The sequence below is a fragment of the Pseudoalteromonas sp. MMG005 genome (assembly GCF_018101015.1).
Taxonomy (GTDB): Bacteria; Pseudomonadota; Gammaproteobacteria; order Enterobacterales; family Alteromonadaceae; genus Pseudoalteromonas; species Pseudoalteromonas aurantia.
Map to the genome: position 1 here is coordinate 12904 of NZ_JAGJEK010000017.1, position 25426 is coordinate 38329.

At 40.0% G+C, this 25426-nt stretch carries 13 protein-coding genes; 1 reads left to right on the plus strand and 12 read right to left on the minus strand.

Annotated features, from left to right (window positions below; genetic code table 11):
• Positions 1 to 23: 23 nt before the first annotated feature.
• The 12 genes from J8M01_RS14340 to melR form a co-directional block, all read right to left on the minus strand.
• The gene (locus tag J8M01_RS14340) at positions 24 to 1619 is read right to left on the minus strand and encodes a sodium/solute symporter (RefSeq protein WP_211058444.1); all 1596 of its coding nucleotides are present in this window, start codon (positions 1617 to 1619) and stop codon (positions 24 to 26) included.
• A 39-nt stretch (positions 1620 to 1658) separates the two neighbouring features.
• Positions 1659 to 2846: a galactokinase gene (gene galK, locus J8M01_RS14345; RefSeq protein ID WP_211058445.1), complete on the minus strand. Its 1188-nt coding sequence runs from the start codon at positions 2844 to 2846 to the stop codon at positions 1659 to 1661.
• Positions 2847 to 2867: 21 nt separating this feature from the next.
• Entirely contained in the window at positions 2868 to 3935 is a 1068-nt protein-coding gene (locus J8M01_RS14350) for a UDP-glucose--hexose-1-phosphate uridylyltransferase (protein ID WP_211058446.1), read from the minus strand.
• Between the two features lie 167 nt (positions 3936 to 4102).
• Positions 4103 to 6766, minus strand: coding sequence for a M9 family metallopeptidase (locus J8M01_RS14355; protein ID WP_211058447.1), 2664 nt, complete (start codon positions 6764 to 6766; stop codon positions 4103 to 4105).
• 99 nt (positions 6767 to 6865) lie between these two features.
• Positions 6866 to 11140, minus strand: coding sequence for a PKD domain-containing protein (locus J8M01_RS14360; protein ID WP_211058448.1), 4275 nt, complete (start codon positions 11138 to 11140; stop codon positions 6866 to 6868).
• A gap of 223 nt (positions 11141 to 11363) precedes the next feature.
• Positions 11364 to 12431 (minus strand): hypothetical protein, encoded by a 1068-nt coding sequence (locus J8M01_RS14365; RefSeq protein WP_211058449.1) that lies wholly within the window; start codon positions 12429 to 12431, stop codon positions 11364 to 11366.
• A 65-nt stretch (positions 12432 to 12496) separates the two neighbouring features.
• A complete protein-coding gene (locus J8M01_RS14370) occupies positions 12497 to 15367 on the minus strand; it encodes a TonB-dependent receptor (protein WP_211058450.1) in 2871 nt (956 codons plus the stop codon).
• 357 nt (positions 15368 to 15724) lie between these two features.
• On the minus strand, positions 15725 to 16915 hold the full coding sequence (locus J8M01_RS14375) for an aminotransferase class I/II-fold pyridoxal phosphate-dependent enzyme (protein ID WP_211058451.1): 1191 nt from the start codon (positions 16913 to 16915) through the stop codon (positions 15725 to 15727).
• Positions 16899 to 18383, minus strand: coding sequence for a Na+/H+ antiporter NhaC family protein (locus J8M01_RS14380; protein WP_211058452.1), 1485 nt, complete (start codon positions 18381 to 18383; stop codon positions 16899 to 16901). The genes J8M01_RS14375 and J8M01_RS14380 overlap by 17 nt, the downstream gene beginning before the upstream one ends.
• A gap of 39 nt (positions 18384 to 18422) precedes the next feature.
• Positions 18423 to 20426 carry a glycoside hydrolase family 97 protein gene (locus J8M01_RS14385; RefSeq protein WP_211058453.1) on the minus strand — a complete coding sequence of 668 codons (2004 nt, stop codon included), beginning with the start codon at positions 20424 to 20426 and terminating at the stop codon, positions 18423 to 18425.
• Positions 20427 to 20484: 58 nt separating this feature from the next.
• Positions 20485 to 22488, minus strand: a complete 2004-nt coding sequence (locus J8M01_RS14390; RefSeq protein ID WP_211058454.1) for a hypothetical protein — start codon at positions 22486 to 22488, stop codon at positions 20485 to 20487.
• Between the two features lie 99 nt (positions 22489 to 22587).
• On the minus strand, positions 22588 to 23490 hold the full coding sequence (gene melR / locus J8M01_RS14395) for a transcriptional regulator MelR (protein ID WP_211058455.1): 903 nt from the start codon (positions 23488 to 23490) through the stop codon (positions 22588 to 22590).
• A 333-nt stretch (positions 23491 to 23823) separates the two neighbouring features.
• Between melR and J8M01_RS14400 the strand changes: the two genes are divergently transcribed.
• On the plus strand, positions 23824 to 25365 hold the full coding sequence (locus J8M01_RS14400; protein WP_211058456.1) for a sulfatase: 1542 nt from the start codon (positions 23824 to 23826) through the stop codon (positions 25363 to 25365).
• The last annotated feature ends 61 nt before the right edge of the window (positions 25366 to 25426 follow it).

Genomic DNA, 25426 nt, shown 5'->3' on the forward strand with positions numbered 1-25426 from the left:
TAAATAGTCAGCTAAGTTGTGTATTACCACCAAGTCACATACAGCGCGGCTAAAATGATCACGCAGCCCAGTCCCGCAATGTTAAATGCTTGGCTGGTATTGAATAACTCAGAGGTAACACCAGTACTTACGCTAGCAGAAGTAGGTAAATGACAGGACCTATTGGCTGTTCTATGTCCAGTGGTTGTATTAGAGGTAATAATCGCAGTTAATAAACACATGAGAAACACTAAGCCAATTCTGTCCATAAATGGAAAGTTGGGGAAGTAATAGGCTAAAGCGATTGAATACAAAGCCGACCCAATCGCTGCTGCAAGTGCTCCCTGTGAGTTTGCGCGAGGCCAAAACATCCCCAGCAGGAAAATGACGACGATACCGGGGGTAAAGATACCGGTGAACTCCTGAACATATTGAAATGCTTGTTCAAACTGACCTAATAAAGGTTTCGCGACTACTAATGCTATCGTTAATGAAAAAACAGCAGCAACGCGGCCAATAACCACATAATGGTGTTGGCTCTTATGTGGTTTAATTTCTTTATATAAATCCATGGTAAATATTGTTGAAATAGAATTGGTCATAGACGCCAGTGAAGAAACAATCGCTGCAACCAGAGCCGCAAAAATCAGCCCCTTGATACCCGAAGGCATTAGCCCCATCATGGCAGGATACGCAAGGTCAGGCGAAGGTAGTTTGGGGTAAAGTATGACAGCGGTAATACCGGGTAACACGACAATAAATGGCATCAACAGTTTTAAATAGGCGGCAAATGCAATGCCTTTTTGTGCTTCATTTAAGTCTTTTGCCGCAAGAGCACGCTGAATGATATATTGATTGAAGCCCCAGTAACTGATATTCATGATCCATAAACCACCAACCAATACGGAGACACCAGGAAGACTTGCGTAGTGACTATTCTCTGGGGATAGAATCATATCGAAATGACTGGGTAGTTGCTCAGAAAGCTTTGTAAACCCGACAATAATGCCCTTACCTGCTGACACCTGGTTGAGCGCCAAGTAACTTAAAAGTAACCCGCCTAAAACCAATAAAACAACTTGAATAATATCTGTATAGGCAACTGCTTTTAGTCCCCCATAAGTGGAGTATGCAACAGAGAAAAGGCATAGTAATAGCATGCCAATCATGGCATCTAAACCAGAGATAGATTCAATTGCCATGCCCGCTAACCATAATACGGCGGTCAAATTAACAAATATGTACACCACCAGCCAAAACAGTGCGAGGGTAACTTTGACTGGTTTATTGTAACGCTGTTCTAAGTATTGCGGCATTGTGTAAATTTGTTGCTTTAAGAATATGGGCAATAAGTATTTGCCAACAAGTATTAACGTAATTGCGGCCATCCATTCGTATGAAGCAATGGCGAGTCCCATCGCATACCCAGAACCAGACATTCCTATGATCTGTTCTGCTGAAATGTTTGATGCAATCAGTGATGCGCCGATGGCCCACCATGGTAATGCTTTACTTGCTAAAAAGTAATCCTCGGTATTTGAGGCAGCTGACTTGTCGCTTTTTGATATGTACAATGCGACGGTCAGTAATAGCACGGCGTAAAAAATAAGTACGGTAATATCCAGTTGGCTTAATGTCATAGGGTTTTTTTCTCATTATTATTGTTATATATCGTTAAACTAGCTGCCTAAGCAGCTTGTGAAGTGAGCGATATGTGTGTGTTTACTATGTACTCCTTGCACAGCTGAACACACAAATATTGTGGGAATGAGGCCGGTTGTTGTCATATATTTAGAATTGATAACTGACGTTATCCAATCAACATAGTCTGTGGGTAGTAACGCAATTACGCAGCCACCAAAGCCACCCCCAGTCATTCGTACCCCTCCTTTGTCACCAATTTCTGATTTAATTATATTTACCAGTGAGTCTATTTCAGGCACGGTATTTTCAAAGTCATCTCGCATCGATTCGTGAGATTGCTTCATTAAACGTTGCATTGAATGGATGTCTTGATCCGCCATGGCCTCTACAAATTCAATTACTCGTTCGTTTTCGCTGATCACATGCCTAGCGCGTTTGGCGATAATAGGGTCTAAAATATGCTGCTGTCGGTTAAAATCAGCGAGGCTAATATCACGCAGTGCTGAAAGACCGAGTTTGTTTGCTGCTTGCTCACACTGGGCCCGGCGTTCGTTGTATTTACTGTCTACTAACCCGCGCTTTCTATTTGAATTTACAATCAAAAGGCTAAAGTTATCAGGCAGTGAAACATACTTTGTCTGCATAGACCGACAGTCAATTAAAGATGCTTTCCCTTCTTTTGCGTTGGTAGAGATGAGTTGGTCCATAATGCCGCATTGGCACCCTACAAACTGATTTTCCGCTTGTTGGGCTATTAAGGCGATGTCGGTATCGCTTAAATGCAATGAATATAACTGATCGAAGCTACTGACTATTGACACTTCTAAAGCGGCCGAAGAACTTAACCCTGCGCCTTGTGGTACGTCTCCGTAAATAACCATATCCACGCCTGAAATATTATGTCCTAAGAGGCGAATATGTTGTACGACGCCTCGTACATAATTAGCCCAGAGTTTATTACTGGGAGCGATATTATTTGAAAGCTGGAACTCGTCAATTTCATTGTGGTGATTGGCGGAAATAACGCGGACCTTATTGTCGTGGCGGGGGCTTGCGCATGCAACAACATGAAAGTTTATTGCACAGGGTAAAACATACCCGTCATTATAATCAGTGTGCTCGCCAATCAAGTTAACGCGTCCAGGTGCGATAGTTGTTAATTGTGGTGCACTTTCAAATATCTCAGTAAATAACGCTTTTGTTTTTGCTTCAACGTGTGACATGGTTAATGCATTCCTTTATTTTTAGGCCGTAGTAGCGTGTAAGCTGTAATGAATGTCTGATGTTTCTCGCAATCTTTCAGCGGCTTGCTCAGGGGTGAGATCACGCTGTGTTTCAGCTAACATTTCATATCCAACCATAAACTTTTGCACACTGGATGAACGTAATAATGGTGGATAAAAACTCGCGTGCAGTGTCCATTCGAGATGTGCATCATCATCATATGGTGCACCATGCCACCCCATAGAGTATGGAAATGAGCAATTGAATAAATTGTCATACTTAACCGTTAATTTACCTATTATGTCGGCTAAAGATATTGACTGGCCTGCACTGAGCTGGGTCATTCTTTGAATATCAAATGTTGGTAAAACGAGCGTTTCAAATGGCCAGGCTGCCCAATACGGTACGACCACCACCCAGTGCGCGTTGCTAAGTATTAGCCTTTTAGCATTGATGCACTCTCGTGCAACATAGTCTTGTAGTAAGTTGGTGCCATACGTTTGGAAATAGTGAGATTGTGCCTTTGCTTTTCTGGCAACCACGGTCGGGATCTCATTTTGTGCCCATACTTGCCCATGTGGGTGAGGATTAGAGCAACCCATTAAGCTGCCCTTATTTTCAAATATTTGTACCCAACGATAGGAGCTTCCTAACTCATTGCATTGCGCTTTCCAAACCTTTACAACATCATATAATTCAGATGGTTGGAGCAAAGGTAGTGTTTTACCATGGTTCGGAGAGAAGCATATAACACGGCTTTCGCCTTGCTCTGTGTGCATCGTAAACAGTGGGTCATCACTACTGTAAATAGGTGTTTTCGGACTCAAAGCAGCAAAGTCATTGTTAAAAACAAACGTAGAGTGGTAATGGGCGTTTTTTTGGCCAGTAACACGATGGTTGCCTGGACACAAGTAGCAATTTGGATCATGGCTTGGTTGTGTAACGCGCTCAGGCTCCATTGTTTTGCCTTGCCAAGGTCGATTAGCTCTGTGGGGAGAAACTAAAACCCACTCATCTAATAATGGATTGTAACGGCGATGTGGATGAACCGTCGGGTCAAACACTCCTTCACTTTGGTGGCTCGGCATATTCTTAACCTGTCAGTAATATATACAAGCATTTATACTAAACTTAATCTTTCTCACATACGTTCCTAAAAATAACTATTTTAGTCTCAAAAAACACTCAACGAAGTGACAAAAAAGCCTATGAGCAATTTCATAGGCTTTGACAACAAAGGGTAAATTGTGGGGAGTTAATCGAGGGTATTGTAACGGCCCGTTAGCGTGACATTGGTAAAAGATGGATCTGCAGATAGCATAATGTAGTAGGTACCGGCTTTGACATTCCTAATGTGACACGTTTCGGTTGTACCCACTTTCCAAGGCCGGCATTCGAAATCTGACAGAGTTGGCGCGCTGCCATATTTAACATGCATATCAGATTCTCCAGCCCCCCCGACTGTGCTGAAAGTAAGTGAGCTGGCGTTGTCAGGTACTGACATTGAATATGTCACTTGCTGCTGTTCTGAGACTGACACCATTTTACCTACATTATTTTTCAGTGTGAGGTCGTCTTCAAATGAGTTCTGAATATACCGTGCTAGAAGCGTAGTATTATTGAACGTATTTGTTGCCTTTATACCGATGTAATTCCAACCAGGCTTCACATTATCAATGACAATAGTTTCTGAGTTAGTTGGCCCTGTTGATTTATGTTCATATTGACTGCCGTTATTCGCGCTACCGTGTTCATGGTATAAATCTGCGTTACCAGATCCGTGGCGTAATGTCAGTTGTAATGAAACGTTTTTAAACCCTTGAGGCACAGGTAAACCATACTCGCGAGTTTTACCAGTAATTTGGCCCGTTAAACACGAAGCGACGCCTGCAGATAGTGTAAAGTCTAAATTGGGACGGCCTAAATGACATGCGTTAACCGCTACAGTGTCTGGGCCTTGATAGTCATCGGGGTTTTTCGGCTCAACAGGAGATGGGGGCCGCGTAGTGTCAATTTTACAGCCGTATGAATTGACGGTTGATAGCCAATTAGCAAACTCTGCATCGAAAGGTTGCGTGTCAATCCAGACATCAACAAGATCATCTCTATATGTTTGAAACTGCCCTTCTTTGAATAAGGACATCATCTGGAAAAATTGGCTGTTTTTTCGCTCAAACATAAATCGGTTTGCTAGGTACCCCCAGTCATAGATACGCTCTTGTCCAACCCCATATTCATTATTAAAAATTGTGCTTAACGGATATTTTTTGGTTCTGGCTATGTCAATGGCGTCATCATTGCAATTTTTGAGAGAGATATATTCAGCAATACCTTCACCAAACCAGACGGTTCGACCTGCGTCATCACTGTCTCTGAAACTCCCTTTTGAGACAAAGCGGCCTTCTAGATAATGAATGTATTCATGGCGTAGATTCCAAATATCAAAAATGGGCCGCTCAGAAATATGCTCATACGCATAAAAAGTAGCTTGATCGCCAGAGCGGCTTGGGTCCCCTTCTCGATATGTACCACCGTTATTCGTACTGACATTAAATAAGGCTCCTCCATAAGTGACCCATTCTTTTTTATCATTGAATATAATCATTCTGAGTTTGTCATTGTCATCAGGGACAACCGGTACTCTGTTGGTTTGTAATGTACTGTGAAAATGGTTTTCATGGCTTTTAAGTGAATTACACGTCCACTCTAACTGTTGCTGGTTCATATCTTGCGCCCATATAAACAACGTTCCAGATGGGCAAGTTTTTCTATCACCAAGGACTTGGGTAATAATTTCTTGTGTTTTGTGACAAACATTGTAAGCAGAACACATGTTGTTATAGTTAATGCTTTCTAGTACTGCTAAATATAATGTTCTGGCCTTGTCATCTTCTAACGGTCCAAAGCTGTCGAAAATCGTCGATATGTGTTTTGTTAGCTCCGTCTGTATCGCAGCAAAATGGGGATCGTTCTTACCCCGATACATATTGGCAAGCTGGTAGCCTAAATTAAATAAATGGTAGTCATTGTCACTTTTAGTTAACCAGGTGAGATTGGCATTAATAAAGTCAACAATTTCGATAATGAGCGCTTTATTGTGTTCATCAGCACGACAACTAACTTGCTTTGCACAGGTGCTTAGTGTTTGCCAAAATAGAGGTGTTACAGCTTGCCCCCAATTATCGATTTGTTCGTATTCCGCGTTATAACGACTCAACATGGCGCGAGTAATGTGAATAAAACGCTCCCCTATGACGGCGTTTTTTATAATACCGGTTGCGTTGCGAACAACTAAAGCATGTTGTGCAGACTTATCAAAAAAATGGCTATTTTGATAAACTGCATTAATTGCTTCCTCCATGCCATGTTGTGTTGTCGGTGTGACAAATCGCCTTTGATCGTAATAGGCATAGGCTTTCAACCAATAAAACAAACTGCTGATATAATCGGTGTCATTAAGCCCATTATACGACACCATCTTGGTTTTTATTTCATTAATAACGGTTGAAAAATTCGCATCACTGTAAGCGCCTAGCGCTTGCGTTTCAGGGCGGTCGTTAAATAAGGTGTTTATACATTCTCTGCCGTTGTTTTTTATTGCAGCCAAAAATACAGCACCTTTTAAACCGGTGAAGACATTGTAGGGACATGTGGTCTCTGCGTCAGTTGATTGGGGGGGGAGTATGAGCTGTGTTGAAAGTTGCTTTTGGCGTTTTTCTCGTTTATCTATTAAGTGAACATCAGGGTACAAAGCACTTGGTATGTAGCGCGAGTTATGATCAGTATGTTCAATGTCATGATGTGTGGCTATATTTTCATGAAAAGCAGGATCTCTTGTATCCGCCGTTGATGTATTTGCCCATGGGGCACTTGATATAAGTGATAGTAATATCAATGACAACTTATGGTAATTTCTCATAGCGTCCTCTCTTATTCTTTATATGTTGTATGAATTATATTGTTACGGTATGAAGAGCCCTAACACGGTGTGCTAGGACTCAAAAGTAACCATGAAGAGTTATTGAGTGTTTGTGCGGCAGCTTTGAGTATCAAAGTCCATAACGATTGTTGCCCCTTCAGAGATGCCAGATACATCAATATATCCCCAGTATCTTGCATTACTTGGTATATCGTAAATTAGGCATTGTTGCTCACCTTGTGCCACTGATTTAGCGTCAAAATGGTTGCGTGGTATAGAAGGTCGGCCACCGTTTTTGAAATACACTTGAGCGTCAGCAGAGGCATTTATCATGGTAATAGCAACACTCCGATGTTGGTCAACAGCTCTAAATGCATAGCTTGCACGGTTACCAATACAGCGAGCTTCTCCTGATAACAAATCTCTGGTGGTTTTGTCAGCATCACTGACAGAACATGCATCTGTTAAAGCTGGCATTGCAATTGTGAGAGACTTACTTGTACTAGAAACTAGGCCATCATTATCGGTGACAGTGAGCGTTACATCGAACAGCCCTAATTGGCTATAAGCATGAACAGGGTTTTGTTGAGTGCTGGTCGTGCCGTCACCAAAGTCCCAAAAATAACTGACAATATGTCCATCAGAGTCGTAAGAATTTGCAGCACTGAAGGCAACGTGTTCGTTTACAACACTGCCAGATATCACTATGTCGGCATGAGGAGCTTGCTTAGGTATATCATTGACCAGTGGTCTACATCCAGGCACATCATAATCCATAACGATGGTCGCCCCGTTAGGCTGGCCAGATACTTCAATATATCCCCAGTAGTTAGCATCGGCCGGAATCGTATAATAAATACATTGCTGATCGCCCTGTGTCTCAGATACAAGGGTATGATCGCCATTGCCTGTTTTAGGCCAGTTACCATCCCCGAAATAAATTAAAGCGTCATCAGGTGCGCCAATTAGGGTAATCGCAACATGTGTGTGACCGCTATTTAAATTATTAAAAGAAAACGCTTTTCGATTTTCAATACAGCGAGGCGCAGATGGCAGTATGTCTCGTGAATCATTGGGTGCATTATCACATGCAGAAACAAGTGGTGGATGATCAATATTAACGATAACGCGTGCGGTCGATGTCATATCATCATTGTCGGTTATGCTCAAAATAACCTCGTAAATACCAGCTTTTGCATATTGGTGTGTTGGATTAGCAAAGTCACTGCGAGTACCGTCTCCAAAATCCCAATCATAAGTGACTATTTGACCATATTGATCTGATGACTCTTGGCTACTAAAGTTAATGGGACTATTTACTTGTACATCGTTTTGTAACGCTCTAGCAATGGCAATTGGTGCTTGTGGTGGTGGTGGAATATTCGTACAAGCATTATAAGAACATAGTTCTCTGATTGCCGTGATATCTGCGGCATCAATTCTACCATCACCATTAATATCAAATGACGAGTCTATGGGGTCGTTGTTATTGAGGGCGGCATTAAATGCGGCAATATCATCTATATCTACGTCCCCGTCGTTATCCATATCACCAATCGGGAGAATCGTCACCGTCGCTTTGTTTTCATGGGTTGCACCGTCATTATCAGTTACAGTTAATGTTGTAAAGTATGTTCCGGCTTGTGGGTAGGTGTGAGTAACAGATTGCCCCGCTTTGATAACACCATGGCCAAAATTCCACGAGTAATCCACTATTTGTCCGTCTTCATCGCGAGACTGACCGCCATCAAAGTTAATGCGGTATGTTGCTCGGTCCACATACTCTCCTCCAGCATTGGCAGTGGGTAAACGGTTTGGTGCAGAATGGTCGGCATCATCTCGAATGTCGTAATATGCTCTAAATCTAAGTGAATCATAATTTAGGAACGGGTCAATCATGACATTAAATATCCCGCCACTGGTAAATTGGCAAAGCTCAGTTTGGCCAGGAGCCTCCCAAGGGCGGCAATCGTAAACTTCTTTAGAAACAGATTTATTTTGGCTCACATGGATATCAGGATCGCCGTTATAACGACTGACAAGCTCGTATGTTACTAAAGATGCTGCATCAGGTACTGCAAATTCATAATTGCGCGGCTGTGAACCTGCGAGTGCTGATAATTTAATTTCGTCATTTAAATAAAAACGAGAGCACCCAGTACATAATTCAGCATCGTTAGGCGAATTTTCAGTGATGACCGCGGTGGTCGTTCCCACCACAGATGCGCCAGAGTTGTCAGTAACAGTTAGTTTAACTGGGTAGCTTCCAACATTGTTATAGATGTGAGACGGGTTTGCTTGAACACTTGAGTTTCCATCCCCAAAGTCCCAAGCGTAGCTGATTATATTACCGTCTGGATCATTTGAGTTGGCACTACTGAATTCAATAGCATGTCCAAGCGCTTCCTCATATTTTTTGCCGTTAGTGTTAGCAAAAGGGAGTTGATTTGCAGTATTTGAGGTTTCATAATAAACATGAAGTGACGCTTTAGTATAAGTTTGGAATGGGTCAATTAAGAGGTCAAACTTTCCGCCGCCATCGAACTCGCAGTACTCCGCAATCCCTTTCCATGTAAACGGTCTACAGTCATAACTATCTCGACTCACTTCACTATTTTTACTTACGTATAGGTCTAAGTCGCCATTATATTTAATACTCCCATCGGCCATTTTTGGGCCTTGATATCCCCCAGGAACCACCACCACAACTCGGCTTGCATCTTCAGGGACGTTGAATTGGAAGTCATGGGTTTTCCCTAACCTATCAGTCCACATACCGTCGGTTTTATTTGCCCATAGGTCATCGATTTTTAACAGCGTGAATCGACGTTCTCCAGCTTTAAGGAAAGGGTCGTCAGCTTGTATGACTTGTAGTTTTGAGTTACTAAACTCACTAAAAGCATGTACCGATGCATAGTAAGGGACTGTTGTGTCGGGTTCATCAATTGATAACACTTCCGCATCCCCAGGTGAATTAAAAGAAGTGAAATCTGCTATCCAATCTTCAGAGCCTTCTGGTGGGGGCGTCGGGACAACCCCTTTAGATAAATACATATCAGGATCTTCAGTGTGCCCATTCAAATAGAACAGAATATTATTAGCCCCATCCGGGAGGTTAATTTCAAACGTATTTATGTCGCCTTTTAACCCTGATATATTATCAAATGACATGAGTTCAGTACCTTCAGGCTCAACATCGATGCCTGATATTCCATCCCAAAGGTGGTCTGCATTGCTAACATACTCTTCTAATCCCGTAGCGATTAAATTGTCATTTGACCAAAGTGTTCTTCGTGAAGGACCATGTAACGCAGCCGTTATACGTGCAACTTGGTCTGCAGTGAACATCGCATAGTTGTCAGAGTAATGCATAAAGTTTTCGGTGTTTGTTGGTTCACCGAAACAATTTGGTGCATTGTCTTGCATGGGGGATGGTAGAGACATCTGCGGGGTATCACAGTTTCTATCACCGGTAGACTCACACAATGTTTGATTGGTTATGGTGCACTGCTTATCTTCAAAGGTATGGATTAAGTTTAACCAGTGACCAAATTCATGGGTAAGCACCGATCTGAAGTTCTCATTGGTATTGTTGCCAACATAATTGCCATTATAGACAACTCGAGCTGTGCCAGCTTCTGACATGGCAACTTCAGGGTACCACGCTATACCAGAATTATTACCTTTACCATTAGCGTGCAAGTCATTCATGATATACACATTCATGTATTTGAAATTATCCCATGAATCTTGATTGATACGGCTAAGCGTCTGTGCATCATGATTGCCATAGCCTGCCTCTTCTCTGTCATAACGTACGATACCATTGGTGTCGCGCCCAGTAGGGTCTTTTTTCGGCAATACGAACTCAATATTGACGTTCTTTCGAAGTGCACTGAAGATGGGGGATATTTGTGGAGAGTCTACAGCTAGGCCTTGAAAATCATCGTTTAATTTACGTAGTGCGTCTCTTACCTTATCGTCAGTTAAACACTTTTGTGTCGCGTCTGCGCAATTATAGGCTTCGCCGTAAATGTGAAATACGACGGGAATGTAATAACGACCATCTTCAGCAATACTGCTACTTACCAGATCACCTGAAATAGCGTCATTTCTTAGCTGTTCAGTTACGCGATTTAGTTTTAATTGTGTCATTTGCGCGTTAAACTGAGATTGTAATTTGGACCAGTTCTGGCCATTATGATCGGTTTGACAATTATGGTCGATATGGTTGTCTACGGCGGTTAAATCATGGGGATATTTACTATTAATATCGGTGAGTTTATGACTTGCTTTGGTTGCTGCCAGCACTGATAGCGGACTCGTAAGCAGGGTAAATAGGCATAAACTTACAACTTTGCCTGACGTTTTCATGTTGTTTCCTTGTTAGTTAATTTAATTGTTTGCGAACAATGTTAAATCTATTCACAGTTACAAATTAACGTATCAAGTAATAAACGTCTTATTGCTTATTAAATAAAGATTCCTGATTTACACGCCACTTTCATATTATTATTTCATAATTTACCTAAATGATTGGATTTTATATGCAAAAAAAAAGGGAACGTTAGCTCCCTATAGCACTGAAATAGTACTTTTATAATTTACATTGTTTTTTAACCTGTTGACGAATTGTGCAGTCTAGGAACGTTTCAGGTCCTAATCCAGAATAACCTTTACCTTGTCTGACCTGCCCTGATATGAGATCTTTATACCAGTCCATCCAGGGATATGTATAACCGTATTCGGAAGCGGCATGCAAGATGAGTTTATCTTTGGGAGGAATAGGCACCGAAACGCCTTTATTTGGGTAAAATTGTTCAATAACAACGTGCAACCATTCGTGGGTCCACACACCGGGGTCGTCATTTAAATACTTATTTATACGTTGTTTTACACCCATCTCACCAGGATTAAACTTTACCGTTACGTATCCAGTTTCAAGGGTGTCGGGGGACGTTGGTTCTAGCCAAGCTAGACCAAAGTATGGACTCTCAAAACTGCAATCTCCCATTTCAGCACGCCAAAACAGGAATATTGTGTCGTAATCCCCAGGTTTTATATGTTTAAGTTGCGCCAAACCTTGTTGTGCTTCAAGCGTGTACCAGTCATTGTCCGGGTTATGAGTGAGTTCAACAGGCTCACTTAAGTCTTGCCGATTTATATCCCACTTTATTGTGCCATACGAAAACGGTTCTATGTGCTCTCGTAAATTTTGTTTAAAAAAATTGTACCCCTCATCCAATTCGTGCTGGGTAAAGTTACTATGACATTTTTTAGCGCCTATGCCTGCGTACACAGACGGAACACCGACAAAAAGCGCTCGCCACTTTGAAGCCGGTTGTATTGCTTGGTGGCTAAGGGTAACTTTCATTGGCTTCTTTGGGGTATGTTTTTCTAATACGTTGATTTGTTTTTTTAGGTACTGCTTTTCTTTTTCAAGGCCAACACCAATAGAGTACTTACCCGGCGGTAAATTTAATTTTGCAGGGGTATATTGTCCGGTGAATTGACCATTTAAATATACAGCCCCTTGATTGAAAGCGCGGATTTCAACATTACTTTTTTCGCGGTACTGTGTATTGTTACATGAAAATGCATTAGCGTATGTTGAGTTTGTCACGAGTAATATAAGAGTAAATAGTAAACTGAATGTCTGCTTCATTTAACGACCTATGTGCTGAATGGGAAGGTACAGCCATTCATTATGTATGACTGTACCTGATATATTTAAAATTTGTATCGAAGACCAACGGAATAGCTTTTACCGTAACTGGCATTTTCAAAAATGTAACTTCCTTCGCTTGCACCGGCTGTTAATAACTCAGTTTTTAAGGCATTAACGGTCAACGTTTCATCAGGGTCAAGCAAGTTATAAGCATCCGCTGTAACTCTTAAATTATCGGTAATGTCGTATGACATTCCAACACTCAAATTGCCCCAACTAGGTGCTACAGCTTGCTCTGTATCAACCGAACCACCTGTTTCATATGTCCAATGACTTACTTTTTTTACGCTATAACTTGAGCGTTTATTATAAGCGATGTTCATGCTCAAGCCATTTTGCTCATAAAACAGGTTTACATTGGATTGATGCTTAGATAAGCCAAAAAATGGAATTTCTTTTCCTTCGCTGTCACTTTCCCCGGAGGTACTATTGTTCAATGTATAGTTTGCAGAAATACCGAATCCAGCAAATTGCTCGGGCAAAAATTCGTCAAATGTTTGGAACCATGAAATTTCATACCCTCGAATCAAGCTATGGCGGTCGTCGTTTATTTCACGTGTTGCGAGAAATGAATTGCCGGCGATGGTTTCTTCGAACTCATTATCTTTTACAAAGCCTGCAAATTGCTTAAAATATGATGCGAATGAAAGGTTACCGTTTTCGCTATAGTACCATTCTAGAGCCGTATCAAACTGCTTTGACGAATAAGGTGTCAAGCCTGGGTTGTTGTACTTTATGGTACGTCGCTCCTTGTCATCGTTGACGTCCTCTAACTCAGGATCAATTTTGGTGTTTGGGATCAGCTGTGATAGGAATGGGCGAGATATTGCTTTTGCCGCAGCAAATCGTAGTACCAGTTCTTCTGATAAGTTTAATTTGAGATTCACACTCGGTAATACATCTGAATAACTGTCTTCGAATTGCTGTAAATCGCGCTTTTTCCAGTCACTATTGGCAACCGAACCATCGTCATTGAAGACTAAATTGGCTGGGTTTCGAGAGTAACTAAAAGAGGTAATATCAGTTTTTATGTAGCGTACGCCAATATCTAGCATATAGGGAAGCCCAAACATATTATCTTCAAATTTAGATTCTATGTATGCATGAAGGGTTTCTTCTTTTACGCCATAAGTGTCGCCATTCTCAGAGGATTGTGGCACCAATGATTTGGCTGCATAGGGATCTAATTTATTGAAGTAGGCAAATAAAGCCGATTGGTTAATGCTCGGCCACACTTGTGGCACATTAGCACCCCCACCGAACCCGTTTCCCGCCCCTGCTGAAATGACATCATTTGGTAGTTGCCACATGGTATTCCCTCCAATATTGACAGTGGGGGCTGCAAATGTGGGGTTTACTTCATCACTGTGATCAAACGCAAATATACTAGGGGAAGAAGGATAAAAGTTATACTTTTCTTTATCTTGTGAGTTGTAACCAAGACCAAAAAATAATGCACTCATAGTGCCAGTGAGCGGCTCCCATGTACCGTCTATAACGAATCGAGCCGTTTTGTCGTCAACGGTATTACCAAATTTGCGAGAATGATGAGCGCCATACACTGCATTTTCATCTAACGCCTGTGCTAGGGTCATATCTGGGATCGGGTGATTGCCATTAAAGTTAATTGTCGCACCACTGACTCCAGCTCTGACCACGACAAGGCTACCATTTCCATCATCTTCATTTTTTGCGCCAGAAACTGACATATCAAAGTTTAAGGTGATATCGTCAAGCACCCAATTAGTATTTAGACCTACTTGGTATGTATCACTTTTTCTCGGTACACCGGTTTCAAGCAGTTCAACGGTTGCGTTATTCCATGATATGTTATCAACGAAGCCATCCGGACCGACGTTAAACTCTGTTATTTTGGCGGCACCATCGTAAGCAGGTAACACAAGTGTCATCGCTTTGGCTTTATTATCTACATCATATGAACTAAATAGCACATCAAAGTTGACGTCTAAATCGTCATTTGGAAGCCATTGCAGTGCCAATGTTCCTCCAAGACGTTCACGTTCTGATTCAGTTTGAGTAATACGTGGCCAACGGGGCATTCTAAAGATGTCATTGATATTTGCATTGTTGGGTGTAACCACGTCTTCTTGTTCAGAATTTGGATTTGCAGTGCTATATAGTTCATGATATTGCCAATCATCCCAATTGGTAGAGTTATATTTGTCATAGCGAGATACGCGCTTTGTGTGTACTAACGAAGCAAGTACGCCAAAGGTATCATCCAGAAATACATCACTTACTAAAAATGATGTTTTTGGGTTATGTGATTTAGCTCGAGCATTGTATTCATTTTTAACTGAAAGGCTCAACTCTTCACCAAGGTCTAGCGGTTTGCGGGAGTAGATATTAACGACTCCTCCAACGGCGCCTTCTTGAAGTTTGGCTTGTTGTGTTTTGTATACTTCTATTTTGCCAACTAACTCAGACGCAATGACATCATAGTTGAAGTCTCGGTTTTCGCTGTCAGTGGCCAACTTACGACCATTAAATGTTGTGATATTGTACTTACCAGACATCCCACGAATTGTTACTTTTTGGCCTGCACCATCAGTACGAGTGACGCTGATCCCTGGAATACGTTGCAAGGCTTCTGCAACGTTATCATCAGGAAATTTGCCGATGTCTTCGGCGACAATTGCATCAACCACGTTATCCGATTGCCTTTTGATGCTTTGGGCCTCTCGCAGGCTACCTAAAATTCCTAAGGTTGCTTTGACTTCAATAACTTCAATGTCGTCTTTTTTGTTGCTCTGTTCAGCGTATGCTGAATGACTTAACATAGTGGTTAATGCAAGTGCGAGAGGAGATAATATAAATATGTTGTTTTTATCTTTGCGCTTACTTTTTTTCATATGACACGTTCCAATCTAATTATTATTTTTGAACTAACTTGCTTTGCAATAAATTAACTTGCTTAAACATTTCCCCATACCAAAAAGAAAGGCTCTTTGGCTTTGTTAATTCAATCATATGTCGGTAATTTGAACGTCTCGAAATAATAGATATATATCCCGTTATATAACATAGTGATATGTGATGTGTGATTATTTGGATGTTGTATAAAAAGTAATTGTTGTTATAATTTAAATGAATAACAAAAAGATAAATGTAAAATATACAGTTTTATTCGGTGTTTATTCGATAGTATGAGTATTTAAAGAAGGGGTAAAGTCATAATGTTTGATTTTAAAATACCCCTAAAAAACTGTTTACTTAATATAACTTAATGCCTGCTCTAAATCGGTGATCAAATCATCACTGCTTTCAAGGCCAACTGAAATTCTCATATCACCAAGTGAAATTCCCATTTTTTCGAATTGTTCAGGGGGTTGTTCTTTTATACAACTGATGGCAGGAGCATATATTAAACTCTCATGCCCGCCCCAACTAACACCTATCTGAAATAGTTCAAGATGATTAAAAAACGACTTAATGCTCGGTAAGTGATTTGTTTTTAGTTGAAAACTCATAAGCCCGCTGACACCGCTCATTTGCGATTCAACTAAGAACTTTTGCTCGAAGTTATCTAGGCCAGGGTAATTGACATGTTTGATTTTTTTGTGACTATATAAAAATTCAGCGATTTTTTTGGCTGTACTTTGGTGGCGCTCCATTCTTAAGTGCAATGTTCTCAGACTTCTTAGTAAATACCAGGCTTCAACAGGCGCCATTTTGGCACCCAAAAGTTCATATTCACGAGCACAGATCGCACTAATCAGTTTATTACTCCCAATGAGAACCCCTGACACTATATCACTATGACCGCCAAGATATTTAGAACAAGAGTGGAGCTCTAAATCTACCCCCATAGTGAGCGGCTTTTGATAAATAGGAGTACACCACGTATTGTCAATGATGGTTGCTATGTTATTTGTCCTCGCTAACTGGGTTACTTTACGAATGTCTTGCAGCGAAAAAACCACAGATGAGGGGCTTTCTAAGTAAATCAGCTTAGTATTTGGTTGAATTGCTTTCTCTATCTCGTCATTGTCTTTTCCAGAGACAAACGTAACTCGAATGTTCATTTTGGGAATTAAAAAATCATTAATAAAACTGATTGATGGGCCATAAATATTGTTTAGCGTAATGATATGGTCATTATACGATAAAAAATGAAGCAGACCTGCAGAAACAGCCGCCATTCCTGAAGCAAAAAGCTTGGCTTTCTCACCATTAGCAAGTTGCGCAATTTTCTTCTCAACAGTCGACACTGTTGGGTTATTTCCTCTGGTGTAAATTGCGTTGTTTATTTTGTCCTCAAATGCCAATTCAATGGCATCCCAACTGTCAAAAGTAAACAGAGAGTTTTGGTAGATGGGTGGCACAACAGCACCAAATTGGTCGCTTTTTTCAATATTATCATTGATTAATAATGTACTGGGTTTAAAGTGATTGGTCATAATTTTTTACGCCACCTTTGGATATTAATGATGTGGATTTAAAAGCTCGGCTGTTGTAAAAACCAACGCCAAAAATAGCAAATATAAATGCGATAGATATATTAATTATTGATAGGAACTGCCATTGCCAGTAGTCAATAATAGACACACCTAATGTTGAGAAGATAAAAACTGAGGTTGTACTCCACGGTACCAAACTTTCTATCATGGTACCTGTATCCTCTAAAGAACGGGAAAGAACCGGTTTAGGTAAATGAAACTCATCGTATTTGTTGCTAAATGCCTCGCCAATAATGAAGCTATTAGCGTACTGACTTGAAGTTAACGCATTGGTGAGCGCAGAAGAGAGTAAGGTGGTAATTACCAGCATACTTTTGGTTTTTATTTTATTTAAAAGGTAATGTATGACTGTGGGTAATGCGTTGATGCGGTCGATGGCACCGACATAGATAAATACCATGATGGTGATTATAATTGGGTCGATTAAGGCATATATCCCACCTCGATTGAATAAGCTCGCTAACATTGGAGTAAGTGTGCTTGTTAAAGGTTGACTCTGGACCATGTCATACGTGAAGCCTTTATAGACTGTTTGCACTATATTATCTAATGATGAAGATTGAATGATAGCGGCCAACACACAAGCTAAAAAAGAAGAAGCAATTAATGCTGGCAACGGAGGTTTTCTAAATATTGAACCTACCATGATAATTAAAGGCGGAGCTAATAATAGCACGTTGATATTAAACATAGTTTTAATGGTGCTGAGCGTATTGTTTAATAATGAGGCGGTATTTAGTTGTGAGCTTGTTGATGGATAAAAGTAGTCAAGAGTAAAAAAAAGACCCGCCGAAATAATTGCAGATGGGAAGGTAGTTGTTCTCATTGCTTTAATATGGTCTGTTAAAGGCACTTTAACGGCAATGGCGGCAATATTGGTAGTATCTGATAGAGGAGACATTTTATCGCCAAAATATGCACCACCGATGACCGCCCCAGCCGTAATACCTAAATCAGCACCTACGACCGTGCTAACAGAGATAATGACTAATCCAATGGTTGCTATTGCGCCCCAAGATGTGCCGGTACACATAGAAAAAAGTATCGGAATAACAAACGCATAAAAATAAATGTGTTCGGCTGTAATTAGTTTTAAGCCAATATAGATCAGAATTGGAATAGTACCTGATATCATCCATGTGCCTATTAATATGCCAATTGCAAATAATAATAGTACTGTAGGTAAAGCTTGGGTGAGGCGTTTGGTGAGCGAATCTTGAATTTGCTCCCAAGAGTAGCCGAGAAACATAAGTTGGATAACGACAAATACTGCTGAGAACAAAAATATAACTTCTAATGAGAAAGCACTTTGTTCAAACATCAATGGTCGTAGAATTAACCCGTACACGACCGTTAAAAGCAATGAAAATATCGAAATAAATGATTGTAATACTTGGTTACTTTTCATAAATAGCCCTATTGGTTAGCGGTAATACTATTGTGCGTTTCATTGGGCTTCCTTAATGATTGCTGCAGCACCACCGCTTGGGGCGAGGTTAAGTATGAAAGTGGAGTTATGAGTTACAGGCTTAGTTTCAATTTTATGGTCACTGGCGAATTTATCGGCATTTAGCCCATCTTTGAATAATGTCATTTCAAAGCGCTTATTGGCGGGCAAAAATGATAGGTCAACATTGATTTTGTGCTCGTTACTGTTCCCCATCGCACCAAGGTACCATTGTGTACCGTTGCGTCTGGCAATAACAATATGGTCTGCCAGCTTCGCGGATATCACGTGAGTCTCATCCCATACTGTTGGAATTGCTGTTATAAACTCTGTGGTTTGTGATTCTTTAACATAGGCAGAAGGGCTATCGGCAAGCATCTGAAGAGGACTTTCATAAACGATATACATTGCGACTTGATGGGCTCTAGTTGTTTTGCTCATTGGTCTAGCAAAGCTTATTGAGAAATTATTAGGCTGTGCATTACTCATTGCGCCAGGCGTGTAATCCATCGGCCCAGCGACTTGGCGAATGAAGGGCAAGGTTAAGTTATGTTCTGCCGTAATGTAATTGGCCCATTTATTATGTTCTAGCCCTCGAACACCTTCACGCGTTATTACATTAGGATAAGCTCTTCGCAGGCCTGCAGGTTTATAAGAGCCATGAAAGTTCACAAGCAACTTTCTTTTTGCGGTCTCTCGTGCAATTTTCCAGTAGTAGTTAACCATAGCTTGATCATCTCTTTGCATAAAGTCGACTTTAATACCGGCAGCGCCCCAATGTGCAAATAGATCTAATGCTTCGGTGAGTTGAGTGTCTAACGTTTTCCAGATAACCCATAGGATAACGTCGACATTTTTTAACTTTCCATAGGCAATGATTTCCTTAACATCGATGTCCTCAACAACATTCATAACACTATCTAAATGGTGCCAACCCTCATCTAGAATGATATATTCGATGCCGTTCTTTGCCGCAAAGTCTATATAGTATTTGTACGTTTGAGTATTGATACCGGCTATAAAATCAACCCCATACACATTATTTGCATTCCACCAATCCCATGCTACTTGGCCAGGCTTAACCCATGACGGATTGATAGCTAGCTCGTCTGCCAATAAATAACTTAACTGGTTGGTTAAAAGCTCGCTGTCATCTTTGGATATAGCAAGAATTCGCCATGGAAAAGACCTTGAATTCGCCTGTGGCGCTAACTTTGATTCAAATATAAAAGGAGAACGCTGTTCAATAACCTCATTTCTATCGGATCCTTTTTGTAATTTAGATGAAACTATTGTTTTTGGGAATGTTGCCCTTAAGCTTTCTCTACCTGTACCTTGTAGCCACATACCAGGATAGTCTTTTAGCCCAGACTCGGTAATAACGAGTTTACTCTTATTAAACTCGACCATTAGCGGCAAACTTGCAAACTCATTCTTAGTTATAGCGCTTAGCTGTTTTGACTCGTAAGTACGTTCGTTATGGGAAACAAAACTCTTTTCTGCGGGAAATAATGTACGCGTACTATCTATGAATTTGAACTGTGCAAGTTCGTTTTTAATCGCAAAATGGTCAGTCATAAACGTGTTGAATCGATAGGCAACGCCACTGTTAAATACTCTAAAGTTAACAGTTTGCTGGTTATCAAAAATCAGGGTTATTTGGTTGTAGTGTTCGACAATTTGCGCAGATTTTTGCTTAATATGTGGAGTTAGTAATCTATTTTGCGATGACCTTTTTATATTTTTTATATTTTTTATATTTTTTATAGTTATAGGGTTATGGGGATTGTTAGGCTCGTTAAAATATAACGCTGCTGTAGCCTTAGAGATAATCATACTCCCTGAGACAGAGATAGAATATTCAATGGGATAAGTTTCTGATAAAAATAGCTTTATAGAACCGTCAGGGGACGTGACTTGCAATGGTTTTGCAAATACTGAAATGTGGGTATTGAAGAGTAAAAACGTGATCAATACAGAGATAATGCGATATAGATAATTCATAAGTATCTTTATTTTTATATATAAATGATATGGGGACGGTGAATCCCCGTTATAGATTTCAATCGAAAGTGTAGGTAATGGGTGCAATGCCATCCCAATCAAATTTATTTATTTGATTATCATGTGCAATGGCAATTTCAAATTTATTTCTTTTGCGTTGTACACAAATATCAAACTTTTGCTTAAATGCTTTAATTGATTTTAAACACATATTCGGCCATTCACTAGGAAGGTAAGGCGCAAGTTGAAAACGATTAAAACCAAGTGGTTCGATACCGAATATACCTTCAGTGACAACACGTGCATATAGTGCGCTTTCAGCAGATAAGTGGCGTTGGTTACCTTCAGGCCATGCCTCTACGGCATAGGGAACATGCTCCCCTAAAAGGCGCTTCCTTGAATAGTATTTAAAGTAACGCATGGCTATATCGGTTTCACCCGCCGCAAAAATACCTCTAAATGCATATAGAGTTGCACGATCCCAAAAGGTATTATTGCCGGCTTCGGTGTAAATGCCCTCAGCACTCCATAAGTGTGGAGACAATAATGCGTTCAAAGTGTCTTGTTTTTTATCAAAAATCCCCATAGTTAAAGGCAGCGCAATCCAAGATCTTAGTTTGGTGTTTCCTTTAAAATATTGGTAAGTATTATAGCCCTGTACGTTAGCTGAAAAGTAGTTATTCATATCAGCTTTAAGCTTAAATGCACGTTTGCTGTACTCAGCTGATTTAGCTTCATTTCCGAGCTGGTGGTGCAAGTTTGATGATGTTTTTAGTGCCCCATACGCTAGCATGTTAGTACTTAGATTGTACTGGCCTGTTTTAAACCTTCCTTCGAGTTCATCACTGTCTGATCTTATAATACCTTGGGTATTCATTTGCTTAAAGCTGTACTCTAGACACCAATCAATTAAAGGCGTTAATTCGCGGGCAATGTTTTCATCAGCAAAGCTTAGAGCAAAACGGCTGGCCCCATAAGCAATCATTGCGCAGTCTCCCCGATCACCCGCACCATTCCAGATGTCGACACCTTCAGCAATAATCGATGATGGTATGGGATCAAACTTATCATTCATAAATCGAGCAAAATGACGATAACTATTTACTGCCGATTCATTGCCATTGTTATCACCTAGAAAAGGAAAAAACGGGTTGATATACTCAGCTTGGTCATTTGCCCATAACGCAGCATAATAACGCCCGCCACCCGGGCCGTGCATTAGTCCACCTTTGGTGCGATAAATACTTTCAGCAGAACGTAACTTCGAAAATTGAAACATTTGATTTAATATCGGATCGGGCGTTTCGAGTACTAACGCATGTTTTAAGCTAGCAATATAGTTTACGCGTTTTTTCAGTTCGTCTTGACTGTTAAAATCTCTATTTTCAGCTGTTTTCGTCGCGACAAATTGAGCACTGAATTGGATAGAATCACCAGAATTTAGTACTGTTTTAGGTATCGCATTACTTTTAGCCGTAATTGTATATGCGCCGTAAACCCCGTCTTTTGCAGGTGTTTTAAATTGGTAATTTAGGGAGGCAATTTCAACGTTTTGTGATGAATGACCTATGTTAGTTATTTTATAGGTTTCAATTAAAGCTGGGTGTTTGGTACTTGGTGATAATACACGAGTTAACGTTAAATTATCGCCAAGTGAACTGGTCAATGTCAGTACACCATTAAAACTCACGTCTGTCAGTTTCTCTGACTTATAGAGGACGTCATTGATATAAATATTGGGTGAAATGGCGGTAGGAAATTCATGAATAAGACTTGCATGTGTATCATTTGGAACCGTTCGTAACATAGGCCAAACAATTTTCCGATTAAGGACTAAATTGCCTGTTTCATTATTTCCATAATAGATGATTGCAGATAATTTTTCGCCGCTAAATTCCAAATGATCATGATGTTGATTTTTAACTTGCCAAGTGATCGTATCGTTGTCGAGTACCCATCGGTTATTTAATGTGTTTGCTAAGTCATCAAGCTTATTATTAACCGAACAAGCAACTGTTAAACATGATAAGCCAACCAATATAAACGCTTTATTTCCTAACACACCCTACTCCAAGCTTTTTAATATTATAATTATTGAAGCATTTTGCTTTTGTAATAACGTACTGTTAATCACTTAATAGTTCCCAAAAACTAACTTTCGTTAAGTTTCTGCTGTGGTAGTGTCGTGTGCATTGGCGATATCATTTCTAAATTGTTGCGGGGTTTTATCAAACTCTCTTTGAAAAATATCGTAAAAGCGGCTAATTGAGCCAAACCCTGCTTGTAACGCAATGCTTAGTACTGCGTCATTTGTGTCAATTAATAGCGCTTGGGCATGTTGCAGCCTTAATTTATTAATGTATTGTTTAATAGAAATTTTCATGACTCTATGGAACAATTTCATTGCGTAGTTCGGGTGCAGTCCGGTGATGTTTGCAACGTCATCTATGGTTATCTTTTGATCATAGTGGTCAGCGATATACTGTAAAATGACTTCTATATGACATAGGCCACTGACGATCGATTTTTTGTCTGTTAATTCAGTCGTATTTGATAGGTTAAATGTGCTGTAAGGCTCTAAAGACATTCTACGTATCCTGTTTCGGATTTCGTCAATGACTTGCATGATCAATGGTAATTTTTTACTCGCTAAATCATTTTCCCACATTGAGGTGGTCAGTTGGTCGCCCAGATGTAAGTTATCAGCAACCAGTACTTCACCATGTAATATCTCACTAATAAATTCATCTGAAAATCGCCAAGATAAAAATGCATGTAAAGGAATATATATATTTACCATTTCCCCATTACCTTCAGATGCAATCATTTGATGAGGGATTGACGCCCAAAAAATAATCATTTTCCCTTCAGGCACACTTATTTTTTGGCCATTTATCAGATAATCTGCAGAGCATCCGAATAGGTAATTTATTTCTACATGACCATGCCAATGGCTAGAATCCATAATTTTAGGGTGGTGTCGTTGGAACCCCCAAGAGTTTTCATGCCCCTGCACCTCTAATGGACTATTTTCATTAAATTTTATTCTACTGACCCAGTCCATATCGAACCCTTAGTTACGATTACGGTACAAACGCTAAACTAATCTATTGATTAAAACAATATGAAGGTTGTTTTTCGGGAATAAATAGTACAAAAACAGGATACTATGGTCGAGTATGCAAATTAAACAGGTTATAAGGTACAGGCCTTCTCTTACACAAATTAGTTACCTTATTATTCGGGAAGTTTTAATGCGAGTTTAAGAAGCAAAGTGGTGTTATTGATGGTTATAGTGAATTGATTCACAGCATCTATGTACATCGTTGTAATATGTTTAGTTAAACTGAATCAGCCATCTAGGGTAACCACATAATAATTATTAGGCAGGTAAAGTATGATTCCTTGGTTCAAATATATATTATTCTTATGCGTGATAGCCATATCGCTCATATCTAGTTTTTCATATGCAAATGAGCAAATTAAGAAAAGACCAAATATTCTTTGGATATACGTTGAAGATATTTCGCCGCACTTAGGCACATATGGTGAACCATTGGTAAATACACCGATACTAGACGAATTAGCCCATAATGGCGTTAAGTTTACGAACACAATTATGCCCGCGCCTGTTTGTTCAGCGTTACGCTCGGCTATGATGACAGGTGTCACACAAACTAAACTAGGGTTACATAATCATCATAGTGCAAGAACCAAAGAGTCAGAGTTTTATTTACCCCCTAACGTAAAAACAGTACCTGAGTTATTTAAAGCAGCGGGTTACTATACTTTTAACAGTGGTAAAGATGACTACAATTTTTCATATAATCGTGCTGATTTATATAACGGGGATTATATGGTACATCCGTTATACGGAAAATCAGGGGTAAAAATTGATTGGCATAGTAGAAGTAACAAGTCACAACCATTTTTTGGACAAATTCAACTTAAAGGTGGCAAACACATTTTTAGTAAAACTTTTAAAAATAAAGTTAAACAGCCCATTGATCGAAGTGAAGTTGTACTGCCCCCCTATTACCCGACCCACCCTACAGTGACTGAAGAGTGGGCAAGATATCTTGAATCATTACAGATCACTGATTCTGAAGTCGGTGATATTATAAAAAGACTTGAACGTGATAAGTTATTAGATAATACAATCGTGTTCTTTTTTGCTGATCATGGAATGCGGTTTTTACGCCATAAGCAATTTCTCTATGAAGGTGGAATAAAAGTCCCATTTATCGTCTATGCACCGGGTTACAAAAGATTGATAAAGACTGGCACGCGAGCTGAGTTGATTAACGGGCTGAATATTAGTGCAACATCACTTGCATTAGCTGGTATAGAGATCCCCGACTATTTTGAAGGTAGTAATTTGTTTGATGAAAATTTTCACGGAGATAAGCACGTTATTTCTGCAAGAGATAGGTGTGATTTTACGATTGACCGTATTCGTTCCGTAAGAACAGAAAACTATAAATACATTCGGAACTATTATCCAGAACGCTCGGCGATGCAGCCAAGTTATCGAGACGAATGGGAGTTAACGAAAGTGATGAAACAGCTTTATGAGCATGGAAAACTGAACAAGGTCCAAGCTATGCATTTTTCGCCAACACGTGAAATTGAAGAGCTGTATGATTTACGAAATGACCCTCACGAAATTGTTAATTTGGCTACTAAGCCGGACTATAAAACGACTCTAGATCAACACAGAAAAATTTTAGATAATTGGGTTAAAGATAATGATATGGGCCAATTTCCTGAGCGGGAAGAGTCATTAAAACTTATGTTGGGTATTTGGGGAGATACCGCAATAAATCCTGAGTTTGATAATTTGCGTAAACAGTATCCTAATCTCTCTGGCTCTCAATATCATCTTAAAAGTCAGCGTTTTAAAAGAGTCTTAAATAAAGGAAATAATTCTTATCAATAATAAAAGGGTTGAGTTTAACTAGGTATATATGTCCGATTTAGCTATACAAATCGTAGAGAAC